Source organism: Acinetobacter sp. AOR41_HL (assembly GCF_027854645.1).
GTDB lineage: Bacteria > Pseudomonadota > Gammaproteobacteria > Pseudomonadales > Moraxellaceae > Acinetobacter > Acinetobacter nosocomialis.
Genome location: NZ_JAKTHZ010000023.1, coordinates 19007 through 36694, shown reverse-complemented (window position 1 = coordinate 36694; position 17688 = coordinate 19007). Strand labels below are relative to the sequence as shown.

13 protein-coding genes are annotated in these 17688 nt (G+C 39.2%); 7 read left to right on the top strand and 6 right to left on the bottom strand.

All coding sequences use genetic code 11. From position 1 onward, the window contains the following. Positions 1-2: 2 nt before the first annotated feature. Positions 3-545 (bottom strand): cysteine hydrolase family protein, encoded by a 543-nt coding sequence (locus MKL35_RS08495; RefSeq protein ID WP_032011876.1) that lies wholly within the window; start codon positions 543-545, stop codon positions 3-5. 105 nt (positions 546-650) lie between these two features. Between MKL35_RS08495 and MKL35_RS08490 the strand changes: the two genes are divergently transcribed. Beyond that, entirely contained in the window at positions 651-1064 is a 414-nt protein-coding gene (locus MKL35_RS08490; RefSeq protein ID WP_032011877.1) for an Lrp/AsnC family transcriptional regulator, read from the top strand. A 92-nt stretch (positions 1065-1156) separates the two neighbouring features. On the opposite strand, the gene sfnG is transcribed toward MKL35_RS08490, so the two are convergent. Together sfnG and msuE are read right to left on the bottom strand one after the other, a co-directional pair. Next, entirely contained in the window at positions 1157-2269 is a 1113-nt protein-coding gene (gene sfnG / locus MKL35_RS08485) for a dimethylsulfone monooxygenase SfnG (protein ID WP_270913372.1), read from the bottom strand. A gap of 44 nt (positions 2270-2313) precedes the next feature. After that, complete coding sequence (gene msuE / locus MKL35_RS08480; RefSeq protein WP_032011878.1) at positions 2314-3051, bottom strand: FMN reductase; 738 nt, start codon at positions 3049-3051, stop codon at positions 2314-2316. Positions 3052-3427: 376 nt separating this feature from the next. Between msuE and MKL35_RS08475 the strand changes: the two genes are divergently transcribed. Beyond that, positions 3428-4078, top strand: a complete 651-nt coding sequence (locus tag MKL35_RS08475; RefSeq protein WP_001023261.1) for a response regulator — start codon at positions 3428-3430, stop codon at positions 4076-4078. 42 nt (positions 4079-4120) lie between these two features. Here MKL35_RS08475 and MKL35_RS08470 read toward each other — a convergent pair whose 3' ends face one another. Beyond that, a complete protein-coding gene (locus MKL35_RS08470; RefSeq protein WP_006580841.1) occupies positions 4121-4888 on the bottom strand; it encodes a hypothetical protein in 768 nt (255 codons plus the stop codon). 389 nt (positions 4889-5277) lie between these two features. Further along, positions 5278-8775 carry a hybrid sensor histidine kinase/response regulator gene (locus tag MKL35_RS08465; protein WP_209796486.1) on the bottom strand — a complete coding sequence of 1166 codons (3498 nt, stop codon included), beginning with the start codon at positions 8773-8775 and terminating at the stop codon, positions 5278-5280. A 183-nt stretch (positions 8776-8958) separates the two neighbouring features. On the opposite strand from MKL35_RS08465, the gene MKL35_RS08460 reads away from it, so the two are divergent. From MKL35_RS08460 to MKL35_RS08445, 4 genes are all read left to right on the top strand, one after another. Further along, complete coding sequence (locus MKL35_RS08460) at positions 8959-9291, top strand: DUF485 domain-containing protein (RefSeq protein WP_002053967.1); 333 nt, start codon at positions 8959-8961, stop codon at positions 9289-9291. 1 nt (position 9292) lies between these two features. Then, on the top strand, positions 9293-11008 hold the full coding sequence (locus MKL35_RS08455; protein WP_016803583.1) for a cation acetate symporter: 1716 nt from the start codon (positions 9293-9295) through the stop codon (positions 11006-11008). Between the two features lie 169 nt (positions 11009-11177). Beyond that, on the top strand, positions 11178-11870 hold the full coding sequence (locus MKL35_RS08450) for an ion channel (RefSeq protein ID WP_006580844.1): 693 nt from the start codon (positions 11178-11180) through the stop codon (positions 11868-11870). Between the two features lie 166 nt (positions 11871-12036). Beyond that, on the top strand, positions 12037-14004 hold the full coding sequence (locus MKL35_RS08445) for a BCCT family transporter (RefSeq protein WP_032011881.1): 1968 nt from the start codon (positions 12037-12039) through the stop codon (positions 14002-14004). Positions 14005-14063: 59 nt separating this feature from the next. Here MKL35_RS08445 and omp33-36 read toward each other — a convergent pair whose 3' ends face one another. Then, positions 14064-14966, bottom strand: a complete 903-nt coding sequence (omp33-36, locus tag MKL35_RS08440; RefSeq protein WP_002054064.1) for a porin Omp33-36 — start codon at positions 14964-14966, stop codon at positions 14064-14066. 992 nt (positions 14967-15958) lie between these two features. Here omp33-36 and MKL35_RS08435 point away from each other — a divergent pair. Next, a complete protein-coding gene (locus MKL35_RS08435) occupies positions 15959-17665 on the top strand; it encodes a GGDEF domain-containing protein (RefSeq protein ID WP_032011882.1) in 1707 nt (568 codons plus the stop codon). The last annotated feature ends 23 nt before the right edge of the window (positions 17666-17688 follow it).

Sequence of the window (17688 nt, the reverse complement as noted above, 5' to 3'; positions counted from 1 at the left end):
CATTAAGAGCTTGCTAGAAAGTCAGTCGTATTTTGTACATTTGCAAATGTACTAAGCGCAGTTAAAAAAGCTATTTGCACGTCTTCAGCTTTTGCAGTCTTTCCAGCATAGCTTAAATCACGAGTTGCTGTTGCATCTGCAATTAAGATGGGTTGATAACCTAGTTCTTTAGCCGCACGTGTCCCTGAGTCAATACACATATGTGTCATCATGCCTGTAATCACGAGTTGCTCAATTTGATGCGCTTTTAAAAGTTCTTCTAAATTGGTCTCTAAAAAACTATTTGGATAATGCTTTGTCACGATTAATGAATCACTATCGACACTAAGTTCAGGATGAAGTAAAACCCCATCTGTATTTTCTTGGAAGAAACTCGCTTGTGGTGGGTTAATATGTTGTACATAAATGATTGGTAAATTTTTCTCGTTAAAATATTGTTCAAGCTGCTTTATTTTATCGAGCGCTTGATCTGGCCCAACTAATTCCATTTTGCCATTTTTAAAATAATCATTTTGAACATCGATAACTAACAGTGCTTGTTTCATGAGAACACTCTTGTTGATATGAGATAAAACAAGATTATTCTCTGCTTGAAAAATCGGCTATAGTCAAATGAAAGCATTATCGCAAGTTTTCTTTCGCCATGAAAAATGAATATTGAATTAGACCCGATTGATCTAAAAATTATTGCATTACTCAAGCAAGATTCCCGTTTAACAAATAAAGAAATTGGTCAGCGTGTCCATCGAACGGGGCAGGCTGTAGGTGCTCGAATAGCCCAGTTGATGGATGCAGGAGTTATCAAAAACTACACCATTGCTGTGCAATACCTACATAAACAATTTATTCATTTGCATTTAAATGAACAACGCGCTTTTGAAGAAATTGAAAATTTGGTCAAGCAATACGAACAGATTGATGAATGCTTTAAGGTTATGGGTAATGCCTGTTATATGATTGTAAGTCATTTTGAACCTGCAGCATTAAATGAATTTATTGAGGTTCTTTCAAAATGGTGCCGATATTCGGTTGAAACAGTCGTTCGAGAAGTTGAGAAACCTTAAAAAATAAAAGCTCCAAGCCGAGTCTTGGAGCCAATAAAACTTTATTTTAATTTGTTGTTTTTATTATCTTGCGCTGTTTTAACTGGAGTTTTTTAGGCTGATTTCGCTTGGATTTCTACCTCCTTTTCCTGTTGAAGTTCTAACTGACGAACGAGCGGCAGCACTTTTTCTCCGAAATATTCCACCTCTTCAATAAAGTGTAAGAATCCGGAAAGTACCAAATCGACACCTACATTTTTAAGCGCCACAATACGCTCTGCAATTTGCTGAGGTGTACCAATTAAATTGGTTTTAAAGCCATCGTTATATTGAACTAAATCTTCAAAAGTTGATTTTGCCCAGTTGCCTTCTTGTTCTGGTGAAGCCGCACCCGCTTCACGAGTTGCATCGCCAAACGCATTTACGGCTTCAGTGTTGGCTTTATCAATAATTTCTTGCAGTACCGCTTTTGCTTCTCCTTCGGTATCTCTGGCAATAATGAACGCATTTACCCCAATTTTGACATGGTGATTATTGGCTTTTGCTTTGGTACGAATATCTTCGACTTGTTTTTGAATTTCTTCTACAGTATTACCATTGGTAAAATACCAGTCGGATACACGAGACGCCATATCTCTTGCTGCACGTGAACTGCCGCCCTGAAAGACTTCAATGTGTGGTTTTTGCAGAGGTTTCGGCTTAAGTGTGTAGTTCTGGAATTGGTAATACTTACCATCGAAACTATAGTTATCTGTGGTCCAGATTCCTTTTAGCGTGCGAATAAACTCTTCAGAGCGAACATAACGCTCATCATGCTCAGGCCACTCTTCACCAATGGCATCAAACTCGCCTCTAAACCAGCCACTTACCACATTAATAGCAATACGGCCTTCGGTTAGATAATCAATCGTAGCCAACTGTTTAGCTGCAAGTGCCGGTTTCCAAGGGCCGGGCAGAATTGCCGCAATCACTTTAAGTTTTTCAGTTTTTGCAAGTAATGCATGACTGAAACTCACAGACTCATGCTGGTTTTCTGCCCCATAGCCCGCCGTAAAACGAATTTGGGTGAGCGCATATTCAAAACCATTGTTTTCGGCTGCCTGTGCAAGTCGAACATTGTAGTCATAACTCCAGTCTGTACGCTGTTCGATGTTACTCACTACAAGGCCACCGCTTACATTTGGTACCCAATAAGCAAATTTAATTGGTTGTTGTAATTGCGTCATGGTGCTCTCTCCCCATTCGTTATTTTTATTTAGCTATATTGCGCTTAGGCAACATGCGTTAATGATTTACCGGACTTGTGATGCAAACGAGATTCTGCTGCATCAAGGTTTGGTACAGCTGCCGAAGGTAATACTTCTTCTTGCTCAATTTGCTTGTTAATACCAAGCTCTTGATTCGCTTGTTGAGATTTAGGTTTAACCACCTCAGCACGTTTACCTTTTGCTGGCGCCCATTCTAGAATTGGCAATGCACGCGCTACGGCCAGTGTAATACGGTCAGCTAGTTGCTCACTTTTCACTGTATATTCAGGAGTAAAGTCGCGATCTGTTGCGTATACGCCAATTGGTAAAGTTTGTGCTTGGAAGAAGCTGAACAATGGGCGAAGTTGGTGTTCGAGTACCAGAGCATGGCGATCACTACCACCTGATGCAGCTAAAAGTACAGGTACATCGACTAATGCAGTTTGTTCAACGAAGTCAAAGAAGTGTTTGAAAAGACCGGTAAAAGAGGCACGGTAGACAGGTGTACCCACAATCAAGGCATCTGCTGCTTCAACTGCAGCAAGGTCATCTTGTACACGTTGCGGAAGTTGATTTCGATAAAATGCACCGCCTAATAATGGTCCGATTTCACTTAATTTAATAAAGTGAACTTGAATATCAATTGCTTCAGATAACTCATCAAGAATGGCCTGAACTAGACTTTCGGTTTTAGATGGGGTATTTAAGCCACCAGAAACAGCAACAATATTTAAAGGTTTTGATGATACGATACCAGTCATGATTTGGTTCCTAAGCCTAAAAAACAACATTGGACTTATTAATCAACAATGACGGCAAACTGTAAAATAACGAAATTGGTCAACCTTATCAGTTTTAAATATAAAACCCGAATAGTTGATTTTTATAATTTAATAGTAAGTTAAGCAATTGTTTTTATTTTATATAATTATTGGTGATATCTTTTTTAGAATAAAAATGAAGCTTATATAAAAAATAGATTAATTTTGATTAAAAGGTAAAAAACAACGGAAAAACGAAGCAAAGGTCTGTATTTAACAACATTTTGCATAAAAATGGATAAGATGAGCATATCTTTCATCTAAATAGTAGGGTTACAATAGGCCATACTTATGCTCAAGATTACTTTAATCGCTTATGAATATTTTAATCGTTGATGATCATCCTTTGTTTCGTCATGCTTTGATTCAAGCAGTACGTTATAGCCTGCCACAGGCACAAATTCATGAAACAGCTTCGGTTGATGAGTTTTATGAGCGTTTGGAAAATGGGGCAGAACCTGATCTGGTATTACTTGATTTAAACTTACCAGGTGCTTCAGGCTTTTCTGCTCTGGTCTATGTAAGAGCACAATATCCCTCTATTCCAATTATTGTGGTTTCTGCACACGAAGAAGCGTCAATTATCCAACGTGCGATTGCACATGGTGCAATGGGTTATATTCCTAAATCGGCTCATCCAAGTCATATTGGTGAAGCGATTCGTCAAGTTCTAGATGGCGAAATCTGGTTACCACCAAACCTTCCATCAAATATTAATCTTGATCCGAGAGCGGCAGATGAAACTGCTTTGGCTGAACGTATTCAGTCGTTAACGCCTCAACAATTCCGTGTTTTGATGATGGTTGCAGAAGGTTTATTAAATAAACAGATCGCTTATGAACTCGATGTTTCAGAGGCTACCATTAAAGCGCATGTAACCGCCATTTTCAGAAAATTAGGCGTACAAAATCGTACACAGGCTGTATTGGCAATCAGCGCATTAAATATTGAAGATAAAAAAATCTAAAATAAAAAAGACCTCAATTGAGGTCTTTTTTATATGTTCCACTTAAGCAAGGCAATCTTGCTTAGGTGTTAGGCTGTCGCAGTACAGTGGGTTAAGAGCACATTGCAAATCATCAATTTGTTCTTGAGTTACGTAGCCTTTACTTTTTAAATATTCAGCCACGCGGTCATCACGTAAGCTTAAGAAAGCTGCATCATAAACCCCTAAATCAACAAAAAGTGCTGCGGTTTCTAGACTGTTGAACCGATCAAGAAAAATATCATTGCCATACATTAAGAAGATATGGTCAAGTTTTGCTTTTTCATCTACATGCAAACGCTCAGCAAGTTGATGTGGAGGTGTCTTAATAAAGAGCAAGTCAGAAAGCTCATCGAACTGAGTCATATCTAACTGGTTTTCTCCGAGTTTGACATGGCCAAGCCAAGCCTTGAAAACCAGAACAGCACCACCGCGGAGTAACATGCTCCAGATTTGATGGCGTGTGTCATGATCAAGATTTTCACTTTCAGCAGTGAGGACTTTTAAGAAGTTCTCTTCTTGTTGCGCTAACTTGTCAAATAAGCCCAAACCTTGCGGATGATAAGCAGCAGGTGCAAATACATCAAAATTTAAATCATGAAACACATTAAGTGCGAGGGGCACAGCACACTGATAAATTGTATTAAGAGCTTTGATATGTGCTTCGCTCAGCTTGCTGTGCGGAAAAATACTTTGCCAATCTAACTCTGGAAGTAAGGCATTGGCACTGTATTGGCGATAAAACTGTTGAGAAGAAAGTTGGCCTTGCGGGCTGTTATCAGAAATATTCATGGCAGTGGTCCTTTGCGTTAATTCATGAGCAGGGGTGCGATCAGGCAAAATAAGTTCAAATAAATCGTCAGACGAATAAAATGCGTTTTGAATATTTATGTGTCATGCAGAATGCAAGTAGAATACGACTAAAGTCGTATATAGTGATTTTTAGTAAATAAATAATTGTAAAAACAATGACTTATTAAATTGTAACTAAGTGTACAAGTGTTCACTTACAAAAAAGGTGAGCTTTGCCATAGAAAAAGAATCTTTGGAAATTTTGGTCAATAATTTATTGAGTAAAAGTAGACATTTTGAGCATTTCTGCCTATTGGCTTAAATTTAGCTAAACATTTTTGCCAAGCATCGCTCCCCAAATTTATCAAAAGTTGGGAAGCGATAAATGATTAGTCTGTCGTACTAGCAATTTTAAGACCAGATAACCACGCTCTTAATGAGGCCGGTTTTAGTGGTTTTTTAAGTAGAACTATATTTAGTTCTTTTAATTGCTGTGGTAACTCGGGGTGGGAGTCCGCTGTAATTAAGGCAACTCGAACATCTTCTTGACGATTTTGATTAATAAAATCAACGCCAAGCTGATTGTTATTTAAATGCTGGTCAATGAGCCAAACCTGAATATTCTCTTTTTGAATAATGTCTAGAGCTTGCTCAGGTTCAGTGGCTTTAAAAACTTGATAACCCCATCGACCTAATAAACTACTCATACCTTCAAGAATCGTTTCATCATTGTCTAGGCACAAAATACGATAGGCTTTTGTTTTTAAAGGCACGGCCTGTACAGTTGGTGTTGCTACTTTTGGTGGCTCGACAATAGGCACCTCAATCATAAAGCATGAGCCTTTGCCCAGCTCCGAGTAAACATGAACAGGGTAATTTAGCAAACCTGTCATACGTTGTACGATGGCGAGACCTAATCCTAAACCTTGTTCACCCCAAGGTGATAAATGCCCGCAACGTTCAAACTCTTGGAATAGCTTAATTCGTTGTTCTTCAGCAATACCAGGTCCAGTATCCCAAACCCCAATTCGAATATGACCAGATTGCTGTGCAGAACGAAGTACGCCTACGACTACTCGACCTTTGGCGGTATAGCGTAGGGCATTGCTGACAAAGTTTTGAATAATACGACGAATCCACTGCGGGTCAGTATCGATCCAGAAAGACACATCGTGGACTTTTAGTGAAATATTCCGCTGAGCGGCAATCGATTTAAACTGCAACTCAAGGTCACTGAGTAAATCATGCAACGGATAAGGTTGTCTTTTTGGTTGTATGGTGCCGCCTTCCAAACGTGCAATATCGAGTAGGGCAGACAGCATACTTTCTGCACCATAGAGTGCTCGGTCAAGTTGCTGTAAGGTTTGGCGGTCTTCTTCAGTCGAAATGCTTTGCTCAAGAACAGTACTAAACAGACGAGCAGCATGCATAGGCTGTAATAGATCGTGACTTGCCGCAGCAATAAATCGGCTCTTGGACATATTGGCCATATCAGCTTGCTCACGTGCAAGCTGTTGTTCAGTTAAGGCATCAGCAAGCTGTTGAGTCCGATCTTTTACGCGAGCTTCAAGTACGGCTTCGTTCGCACGGAAGGCCGTAATATCGGCAAATGTCGTGACGAAACCACCGCCTGAAATTGGGTTACCTCGCATTTGAATAACGCGGCCGTCTTTACGGATACGTTCAAACTCGTGGGCGCTGCCGACTTTCATCCAGTGAAGACGTTTGCGTACATGCTCTTCGACTGAACCGGGGCCACATTCGCCGCGTTCAGCGTTATAACGAATCAGGTCGGCAATTGGGCAGCCGACATAAACAAGGTCTTTTGGATAACCAAATAGTTTTAAATATTGGTTGTTCCACGCGACCAGACACATATTTTTATCGACCACACTTACCCCTTGGGTCATGTGGTCAATCATGGTCATAAGCAGATTTTGATTGAAACGTTGCCACTGAGATGCTTGGTCTAAAATATTAGCGACTTGACCCAAAGCAAGGCCGTTATTAATCATGGCTGTCGTAAGCAAAGTACGTGCAGAAGCAGCACCGATAATACCGGCCAGATATTGCTCGGTAAAACGCCACCACATACCATTGGCAATTGTATTTGGATTGAGTGTGAGATGATTTTGCTCACAAAAGTTCTCGAACGCTTGTGTAGTGGGTTGCTCACCTGTAATTCTTTTTGCCAAGGCAAATAAATCACCTACTTTTAAACGGGCCGCGTCATGAGGAAGATAGGTTAAATCAGTAGATGTGTGCGGTGATGGTAAAGGCTTAGTTTCATAGTAGAAGAAGCTTTCTGCCTGAATTTGTTCTGCCACACTTGGTCGATAAATTTTTGAAATCCAGATATATAAAACAATATTTAAACCAAGTGACCAAATGACACCGTGAGTTAAAGGTGCAAATGACTCAAAACCAAATAAAGATTCCGGACGTAAGGCATTAATGCCAAAAGGACCAAAAAGCAAAATACTTTGAGCAGCATCCTGATAGGCTTCAGGCAAGCTACGCAAAATTGTTGGAAAGAGTAAGGTATAACTCCACATTAAAAATCCAACAATCAGACCTGCATAGACACCTTGGCGGCTTCCGCCACGCCAGTACAAACCACCAATCAGTGCCGGAGCAAACTGCGCTACAGCACTAAACGCCAATAAACCAAAAACTGAAAGTTGGTTAATATCATTAAAGAAATGGAAAAATAAAAAGCCAAGTAGCATCACTGCGACAATACTGATACGACGGCTGAACTTCAGAACTTTAGGTAAATGTTTATCATGACGCGACAGCAATTTAAAACGCCATAAGGCAGGCATAATCAAGTCGTTACTGAGCATGATAGACAATGCAACTGATGAAACCAGTAACATACCTGTCGAAGCTGAAAAGCCACCTAAAAAGGCCAGTAAAGCGAGCCATTCTTGGTTGTAACTTAATGGCAGTGACAGTACAGCCACATCGGGTACAGTTAGGAATTTCGGTGCGGCATGCAAAGCCCAGCTTGCGATTGGGATAATAGCTAAAATAGTTAAAATGAGATAAACCGCGAACCATTTACGGGCACCGCGAATATGCTTTTCATCGCGTAGCTCGACTACCGCCACGTGGAACTGGCGTGGTAAACAAATAATGGCTAAGCCTGCCAGTAAAGTTTGAATCCAGAAAGTTTCAGGTACACCAAAGAGCTGAACCTCCTGAAAAGTCTGGTTTACATCAGAGGTCATTTGGCTGAGGTTAGCTGGTGATTCAAAAATAAAAAATAAAGCAACGCAAAGTAAGGCAAATAACTTCACAAATGACTCAAATGCAACTGCAAGCATGAGGCCGCCGTGCTGTTCCGTGTTTGCGATCTGTCTGGTGCCAAAGATCATGGCTAAAATCGCAAGCACACTGGTGAGCAATAACACACTGTTGGTCGTTGTATGAATATGCGAGCTTTGCTCCATAATGACCGAGGTACTTAAAGCGATTGCACGGAGCTGTAATGCGAGATAGGGGATAATCGCGATAACCGCCAGAATAGTAACTAATGAGGCCAGCACACCACTTTTACCATAGCGCGCTGCGACGAAGTCAGCGATTGACGAAATCGCATGGTGCTGGCGTACTCGACCTAAACGCCGCCAGATATCGTAACCAAACCAGACAAATAACAGTGGGCCTAAATAAATAGGCAAGAAGATGACGCCTTCACGTACGGCTGCACCGGTTGCCCCATAAAATGTCCATGATGAGCAATAGACACCTAAAGTTAAACTAAATAAAAACATGCGGCCACGTGTGCCAAGACGACTGGCATGCTTCTCACCAAAAAAAGCACAGACAAATAAAAGCGCAATATAAAGAGTGAGCACCCCAATAATCAGCCAGCTGTTCATATGACCTACATAAGTGAAACCGTGTGTCTATCATAACCTATGCCGATACAAAGCTATAAATTGATTAAATTTTAACGACCAAAGTCTAAGTTACGACTTAGAGGTAATCTTGCTAACTTTAATAATGAAAAAATACATTAAAAAAAAGTGACCAAGGTTGGGCACTATGTAAGGAGTTTGGTTATGGATCAAAGCCAAGTGGAACAGATTCTACGTAATCCAAAGTTTCAAAAAATGGTCAAGACAAAAAGTGCATTAAGTTGGACCCTCACCATCATCATGTTAATTCTCTACGTGGGCTTTATGCTACTTGTAGGCTACAACAAAGAATTTTTGATGAGTTCATTTAGTGGCGGTGTAACGACATGGGGGATTCCTCTTGGAATAGGAATTATCATTTTATCTTTCGTACTTTGTGGCGTGTATTCCTACATCGCGAATAACACCCTTGATCAGTTGAGTGAAGAAGCGTTGAAGGAAGTCGAGGCCATCACGCACGAGAAAGGATTACACTAATATGAAATGGAATTCATTAAAAGCGAAAGCCTTACTGGCGGCAGCATCGCTATATTCAACTGTTGCTATGGCAGGCCCGGATTTAGGTGAAGCTGAGCAGCAAGCAACCAACTGGCATGCCATCATCATGTTTGTCATCTTTGTTGGTTTCACATTGTTCATTACTAAATGGGCTGCAAAACAAACTCAATCAGCACAAGATTTCTATACGGCTGGTGGCGGAATTAGTGGTTTCCAAAATGGTTTGGCAATTGCGGGTGACTTTATGTCAGCGGCGTCATTCCTTGGTATTTCTGCAATGGTGTTTAGCTCTGGTTTTGATGGCTTACTTTATTCTCTGGGGTTCATGGTCGGTTGGCCAATCGTTTTATTCTTGGTAGCAGAGCGTTTACGTAACCTCGGTAAATATAACCTTTCCGACGTAGTGTCATTCCGTCTTGAAGAAAAACCAGTTCGTACTTTAGCTGCTTTTAGCTCACTTGTAGTTGTTGCATTTTATTTAATTGCGCAAATGGTGGGTGCAGGTCAGCTGATTAAATTGCTATTTGGTTTGAACTACAACATTGCTGTAGTCATCGTTGGTCTATTGATGATGGCATACGTAATTTTTGGTGGCATGTTGGCAACCACATGGGTACAAATCATTAAAGCGGTCATGTTACTGAGCGGTGCAACCTTTATGGCATTTATGGTCATGAAAGCTGTTGGTTTCAGTTTCAGCAATATGTTCACCCAATCTATTGAAGTGTTCAGTAAAGTCCATAACATAAGCCTTGAAGACGCTGCAAAAATTATGGGTCCTGGTAAACTTGCTGCAAACCCAATTGATGCTTTATCTCTTGGTTTAGCACTCATGTTTGGTACAGCGGGTCTTCCACACATTCTTATGCGTTTCTTCACTGTAAAAGACGCAAAAGAAGCACGTAAATCTGTAGTCGTTGCAACAGGTTTTATTGGTTACTTCTACCTTTTAACTTTCATTATTGGTTTCGGTGCGATCCTTTTTGTATCAAATAACCCGCAATTCCTTGATGTTGCGAAAATGGCAATGACAGGAAAGCTTGAGCTGGTTGGCGGTAACAACATGGCAGCTGTGCATTTAAGTGACGCTTTAGGCGGTGACTTGTTCATGGGCTTCATTTCAGCAGTAGCGTTCGCAACGATTCTTGCTGTTGTTGCTGGTTTAACACTTTCAGGTGCATCTGCAATTTCACACGACTTATACGCTAACGTATTTAAAAAGGGTCAAACGACTCCTGCTTCTGAACTTCGTATGTCAAAAATCGCGACGCTTGGTTTAGCAGTTTTTGCCATGATCTTGGGTATTTTGTTTGAAAAGCAAAACGTAGCATTCATGGTAGGTTTAGCGTTCTCTGTAGCTTGTTGTGCGAACTTCCCAGTACTTGTTCTTTCAATGTTCTGGAAAGGTTTAACCACACGTGGCGCTGTGATTGGTGGGGTGGTTGGTTTGGTAACAGCTGTTGTACTGATCATCTTATCTAAAGCGGTATGGGTTGATACTTTAAAAATCTCAGATACACCAATTAACCCGTTCAATGGTCCTGCATTGTTTGCGATGCCATTGTCGTTCCTTTGCTGTTGGTTCTTCTCAGTGACTGATAACTCAGCACGTGCGAAAAAAGAACGTGCTGCTTTCGACGCACAATATGTACGTTCAATGACAGGTATTGGTGCTTCTGGTGCATCAGACCACTAATCAGAATGTATTAAACATGTCATAAAAAGCCCTACGGGGCTTTTTTTGTTTTTCTCCTAAAGGTTATTGAAAAGAAGCTCCTTAATAAAGAACAACTTGTTTATCCTATTTTTTGTACAGTATGATTTTCTATAATTCAAAACATAATGAAAAAATGGAAAATAATTAAATGCGATCTATTATCGAGTTCTGGGCGAGCTTTCGATTATTGCCTTCTGCATGGTTGCTGTTTGTGCAATTCATTTTACTTATTCTGGCTATGCTGACTTTTGATAATGAGGTTTATAGAACCTTAACTTGGGCATTAGGAGTACTTGCTTTACTCATTATTGCTAAAGTGATTCGTCAAACACCTATGTTTACCTTTTTAGGACTTACTTTTGTAAGTGGCGCAATTATATCGTCAGTGTTTATTTTATTAGGCTACAGCAATTTAACCATCCAGATTTTTGCTCACAGCTGTGAAGCTTTAGCTTACTTCTCGGCAGCTTATGGGTTATTTCGTTATATGTTTGCTGACCGATATTTGACACGAGATGAGCTGTTTGCAGCAGCAGCTGTTTTTACCTTAATTGCTTGGGGATTTGCTTTTTTATACAACATTTGTCAGTTGTTAATTCCAAATAGCTTCCAAAATCCAAACCATGTTTATCACTTACAAACTTGGCTAGATTTATTATTTTTAAGCTTTAGTTTGCAGTCAGCGACAGGGTTGTCTGACCTCATGCCCCTTAGTCCACCAGCACGTGTTCTAGCGATGTTACAAATGTTTTGTGGTGTTATGTATTTGGCATTAATTGTTACGCGTTTGATCGCTTTACAGTATATTTCACACGCCCCTAAAAAGAATTCTGATAAATAAAGAAGGAGGTGTTTTAATTTATTTACACCTTTGTAACTGCAATATTAATTAAGTTTGTTTACAGTATGATCGGCTTTCTCTATTGAAAGATATAACTTTGTTCATTCCTGAATGTCTTTATTGGCTTCATGCCTGTCACTTTTCATTAAAATAACATGGAGGATTTATGCCTTCCAAACAAACGAGTTGGTTCGCAAATGTTAATCCCAATGTCTTTTTGGGTACGGTCATTATTATTGCTTTGTTCCTAGCAGTTGTCGTGATCGCTCCGAGTTCTTTTGAACTTTTAACGCAACAGTTAAAGCAGTGGATCACCGATTCATTTAGCTGGTTCTATGTTCTATCAGTTGCATTCTTTCTTATTTTACTCATTTATATTGCCTGTTCTGCGATAGGTCGGATTAAATTAGGCCCTGACCATAGCCAGCCCGAATATAGTAACGGTTCATGGTTTGCCATGCTGTTTACTGCCGGTATGGGTATTGGCTTAATGTTCTTCGGTGTTGCTGAACCTGTCATGCACTATGTAAATCCACCAAGTGGAGATGCGCAGACAATTGATGCAGCTCAGCAAGCTCTACGTGTGACTTTTTTCCACTGGGGCTTACACGCATGGGCAATTTATGCTGTGGTCGGTTTAGCATTAGCTTATTTTGCTTATCGTCATAATTTACCGTTAAAGACCCGCTCAGCCCTTTACCCCCTCATTGGTAAAAAGATTTATGGGCCGTTGGGCGACAGTATCGATATATTTGCGACCATTGGTACGGTATTTGGTGTAGCGACTTCTCTGGGATTTGGTGTTACCCAAATTAACTCTGGTTTACATTATTTATTTGGTGTCGAGCAAAGTACCAATATTCAAGTTCTACTTATTATTTTTGTGAGTATTTTAGCCTCATTATCTGTGTTCTTAGGTCTAGATAAAGGGGTTAAACGCTTATCAGAGCTCAACTTAGTTTTAGCTTTAATATTATTAGTATTTGTTTTTATCGCTGGCCCTAGTATTTATTTACTCCAGACTACTATTCAAAATACTGGGCAATATATATCTAACCTTTTTACCATGACATTCAATTTATATGCTTATCAGCCAAATGGATGGATTGGGGGATGGACCATTTTATATTGGGCTTGGTGGATTTCATGGTCACCATTTGTGGGTATGTTTATCGCAAGGGTTTCCCGTGGTCGTACCATTCGAGAGTTTATTGTAGGTGTTCTTCTTATTCCGACAGGCTTTACCATCATTTGGATGGGCTTTTTAGGAAATGCCGCGTTATTTAGCATTATCCATGAACATCAAACCACTCTCATTCAGGCTGTCCAGCAAGACTCCTCAGTTGCTCTATTTGAGTTTTTAGGGCACTTGCCATGGTCAGGTGTCATGAATATTCTGGCTACTATTTTAGTGGTTTTATTTTTTGTGACTTCAGCAGACTCGGGAGCACTCGTTACTGACTACTTAACAGCAAAAACTGAAAATTCACCAACTTGGCAGCGCCTGTTCTGGACAGTATTGATGGCTGTGCTGGCTATTATTTTACTCTTGGTTGGCGGTCTTGCTGCACTCCAGTCTTCAATTATTATGAGTGCGTTGCCGTTTACTGTAGTCATGCTCTTGATGAGTTGGGGGTTAATAAAAGCTTTGCATCTTGATGTCACGAAAATGCAAGCAATTCAGGAAGCTCGTATTACCCCACGTGCCATTCATAACCCAAGAAGTTGGCAACAACGATTAGGTTTGATCATGCATTATCCTCATAGTGAAGAAGAGGTGAAGCAATATATTGAAAAGCAGGTTTCACGAGCTTTTGAAAATATTCAGCATGAGTTTAGACGTCGTCATCTTGAAGTTTCAATTAGTGAAGTTGAAGATGGTATGCAGCTTCGAGTCGATCATCATCATGAAATTAATTTTATTTATAAAGTTGTTTCACGTGAAACAGTACCACCAAGTTTTTTAATTGGTCGTACGGAAGCAGAAGATGGTCAATATTTCCAAGCCGAAGTATTTTTGAGAGAGGGTGGGCAGAACTACGATGTAATGGACTGGACGCAGGAAGATTTGATTCAGGATATTATTGATCAGTATGAACGTCATTTACATTTCTTAAATATCGTACGTAGTTAATAGCCATAAAAAAAGGACTCAATTGAGTCCTTTTTTTTTAATTCAATTTCTAAATTAAATTAGAAACGGAATTTAGCATTTAAGCCGATAGTTTGTGTGTCGTAGCTAGACTTTTTAACGTCAGCTTTCATGTAAGACGCACCAACTGCAAGAGCAGGAGTGATGAAGTAGTTTACGTTACCACCCCAAGCTTGGCGGAATTCACCAAGGTCATTACCTTTGATGTTTGCTACGCCGTCGTTACCGATGAATGCAGCACCAACGCTTAACTTAGGAGTTAAGTAAAGGTCAGTTTTTAAACCGTATTGGTTTTCTTGACCGAAAGCACCAGCAGCTTCAAAACCGATTGCCATGTTAGTTCCGTCGATTGGACCTACATATTTAGCACGAGCTGTAACAGCATCTTGATCGTTTTGGATTGCAGCAGTTTGGTTAACAGCAGAGTAGATACCGTTGCCCATGATACCGAAGTTATCTAAAGCAAATTGGTTAGCTACGCTTGTATAACCAACAGCCATCAAGAAGTTAGGTAACAACATTGCACCAACTTCTAAAGCATAACGGTCGCCTTGGTCATCACGAGAAATCGCGTTTTTACCGTCAACATCAGTGTGGTTATAAGTAGCGCTAGCGTATACAGGAAGGTAAGGAGTTGGAACGTAAGCCTCACCTTTAACGCCGTATGTACCTACACGGTAGTTTAAACCGTTGTTTTGGTCATATTGTTGATAGCTGTAACCTAAAGACACGCTAGAAGCTTGGTTTAAGAAAGCTGCTTCAGCTAAAGGACCCTTAGCTGTATCAACATTTTTCAAATAGAATGTACCAGCAACGTCACCAGTGTAGTTCTTATCGTTTGCAGTTGTGTCAACATATTCAGATTGACCTTGAACTTCAAATTGATAAGCATGAGCACCGGTCATGGCTAATAATACAGCAGTGGCTAAACCAAGTTTTTTCATAATCATTTCCAGCATTAACAAGAGATAAAGCTGGGGTCATTGTATTGTAACAATTTATGAAGTCAATAATAGATGAAACGTAATGTTAAGGAAATTTGACACTTATGTTAAAAATGTTTAAAAAGTAAACAATCAGAGTGTCTTATGTCAACCTGCTAAAAAAATGAACATTAACAAGAAGCTAAACCTTAAGATTCATAAGGATTTGGCTTGAAATAGTTTCAAAATAATTACATTTATAATTGGAAAAAATGATTTTATTGATCGGATTTAACGTTCATAAATTTGTCGATTCGTTTAATAAATAGTCGTTCGAATATTATTCCTGTTTCAATTTTCATATATTTTGAGGAATAGTTATCATTATTTTGATAAGTTTATCTAAATAATCTATCTATTTAAAATAATTATATAATTGAATAAGGCTAAAAAAAAACATTTTTAAATCAAAAAAACGATTAAAAAATTAATTCTGATCAATTTAATCAACTTTACAAAATTAGAGATAAGTCACACAATTCAATTGCAAAGTTCACTATCTAACATTTTTATAGTTGGTAGTACTTTCCCAGATACGATGTGTTATCACATCAGACTTTACGAGCTCAGCTTTCCCCAAGGTTGAGCTTTTTTTTATCTATAAGAAAACATTAACATTTATTAAAAAAATTACATGAAATTTCTTCTTTTTGATCTGTATAAAAAAGAACCCAGCTTAGCGCTGGGTTTCGGATGCTGGGAGAGGCATCCAAGAGGAAAAAGAAGCTAACTATAGAATTGCGAAATTTACTTCAGCTGTAAAATGGAGTTTTGCTATAGCCATCATTTGCTCTTTCGATCAGATTTTCATGAAATACAAACGATGAAGACCTATATTACGTTATTCAAACTTTGTTGCTGAACTTCTGCTCATTAAAGTGCTAGGATGCGGATTAATTACTTCATTTTATAGTAGTGATGATGGTAGGGCATTTACGGAGTACCAGCTAGAAATGTCAGGATTACGTTCAGAACATATCAGTAATCGACTATTTTTCTTTATGTTGGTCATTATTCTGTCCTTACTGTTTATGGCTGTGCCTCTTATTGTCAGCAGTTATCAAGAATATTTAAAAACTAAACAAGCGTTGGTTGAAATCAAAAGCTTAAGGTCGATTGCTGAAGTTGCAAATAAAGTATCTAAAGAACGTGCGCCAGCAAATAAATTAATGTCGAGTAACGCTGCCGACTTTTTAAAAAATCAGAAAAAGTTATTAGAGTATCGGCTTACTGTCGATCAGCAAATTAATGAAACTATTCGTATTTTAGAAGAAGAGGGTTATTCCGATTTAGCACGTATTTTAGATACTAAATTTAAAGATGATTTGAAACAGGCGCGGGCTGTAGTCGACTATTATGCCGCAACACCTGAACAGGCAAGAACCTCTTTGCAATTTGATAATGCCATTTTGGGTATGTTTGGTGCTTGGGATAGTTGTCGGGAAATTTTGCAAAAGCTTATGTTGCAGCTAAAAAGTAAAGATAGCCAAATTAATAACTATTTTACTTTGATTGTGGTTTTAACTGACATGCGTGATCAGGCCGGTCGTACCGCATCTAATGTTATTGCGCCAGTGACATTTAAAGAAACGATTCCTAATGATAATCGGGCGCGTTCTTTACAGACTCAACAGCAAGCCCGTTACTTATGGGCACTTGTAGATACGCTACAGTCTGAGCAAGCCAAGACTCCTGAATATCATCGCCTTTACGCAAGAGTTAAAACTGAATTTTTAGATAAAGGTGTGCCTATTGTTGGTCAACTTTTAGAAGAAAGCCAGAAGCATGAGGCTTACCATTTAAATGGAACTGAACTTACAGACCAAATCGTTGATAAATTTACAACAGTTATTGATTTACAAAATTTTCTACTTAATAAAAGTGTCTTGATTGCATCTCAAGAAAACTATTTGGCAAAAAAGAAATTCTTTCTTACTTTGCTTATTTCTAGCATATCGTTAGCAGCTGCTTTACTTACCTTAATTTATGCAAAGAGACGGGTATTTGAGCCTCTTATTCAAGCTCGTACCTTAATTCTTGATTTGTCTCATAGCAAAGATTATCCAGTAGATGAATTGAACCCTAAAAAAGGTGAGTTCATTTCACTGTTTGAAGCGATTGACCGTTTGCAAAGAATGCTTAAGCAGCGAGATGCGTTTGAATTCCAACTTAAAAATATTGCCAATACAGACCCGTTAACTGGTGTATCCAACCGTTTAGCTTTATCTGAGTATTTAAAAATTGTTGAGAGCTATCCTCAAAAGTTTTCACAAACCTGTTTAATGATTATTGATATAGATCGCTTTAAAGATGTGAATGATCAATATGGTCATATTGTTGGTGACCAAGTGATTAAACGTATTACCGATCAATTGAAAGCGAATGTGCGCGCTTCTGATCTAATTGTGCGTTATGGTGGTGATGAGTTTTTAATTTTATTAGAACAGGTGCCGTTTTTAGATGCGCGTCTATTGGCGGAAAAAATTCGTATTGCGATTGCTTTAGAAGAAATTAATTTATCTGGCTCAAATGAAAAATTACATGTATCAGTCAGTATAGGGTTTGCGATTGGAGCGACAAGCTGGATGGAGCTGTTAGAAAAAGCAGATCGTTCACTCTTAAGAGCTAAAGCTCGGGGCCGAAATGTTGTAGAGGGATAAAAAAGCCGGAAATCACTTTCCGG

Excerpts from the sequence above, each read along its gene's own strand:
- MKL35_RS08495 (WP_032011876.1), bottom strand. The coding sequence starts at position 545 with ATGAAACAAGCACTGTTAGTTATCGATGTTCAAAATGATTATTTTAAA.
- MKL35_RS08490 (WP_032011877.1), top strand. The coding sequence starts at position 651 with ATGAATATTGAATTAGACCCGATTGATCTAAAAATTATTGCATTACTC.
- sfnG (WP_270913372.1), bottom strand. The coding sequence starts at position 2,269 with ATGACGCAATTACAACAACCAATTAAATTTGCTTATTGGGTACCAAAT.
- msuE (WP_032011878.1), bottom strand. The coding sequence starts at position 3,051 with ATGACTGGTATCGTATCATCAAAACCTTTAAATATTGTTGCTGTTTCT.
- MKL35_RS08475 (WP_001023261.1), top strand. The coding sequence starts at position 3,428 with ATGAATATTTTAATCGTTGATGATCATCCTTTGTTTCGTCATGCTTTG.
- MKL35_RS08470 (WP_006580841.1), bottom strand. The coding sequence starts at position 4,888 with ATGAATATTTCTGATAACAGCCCGCAAGGCCAACTTTCTTCTCAACAG.
- MKL35_RS08465 (WP_209796486.1), bottom strand. The coding sequence starts at position 8,775 with ATGAACAGCTGGCTGATTATTGGGGTGCTCACTCTTTATATTGCGCTT.
- MKL35_RS08460 (WP_002053967.1), top strand. The coding sequence starts at position 8,959 with ATGGATCAAAGCCAAGTGGAACAGATTCTACGTAATCCAAAGTTTCAA.
- MKL35_RS08455 (WP_016803583.1), top strand. The coding sequence starts at position 9,293 with ATGAAATGGAATTCATTAAAAGCGAAAGCCTTACTGGCGGCAGCATCG.
- MKL35_RS08450 (WP_006580844.1), top strand. The coding sequence starts at position 11,178 with ATGCGATCTATTATCGAGTTCTGGGCGAGCTTTCGATTATTGCCTTCT.
- MKL35_RS08445 (WP_032011881.1), top strand. The coding sequence starts at position 12,037 with ATGCCTTCCAAACAAACGAGTTGGTTCGCAAATGTTAATCCCAATGTC.
- omp33-36 (WP_002054064.1), bottom strand. The coding sequence starts at position 14,966 with ATGAAAAAACTTGGTTTAGCCACTGCTGTATTATTAGCCATGACCGGT.
- MKL35_RS08435 (WP_032011882.1), top strand. The coding sequence starts at position 15,959 with ATGTCAGGATTACGTTCAGAACATATCAGTAATCGACTATTTTTCTTT.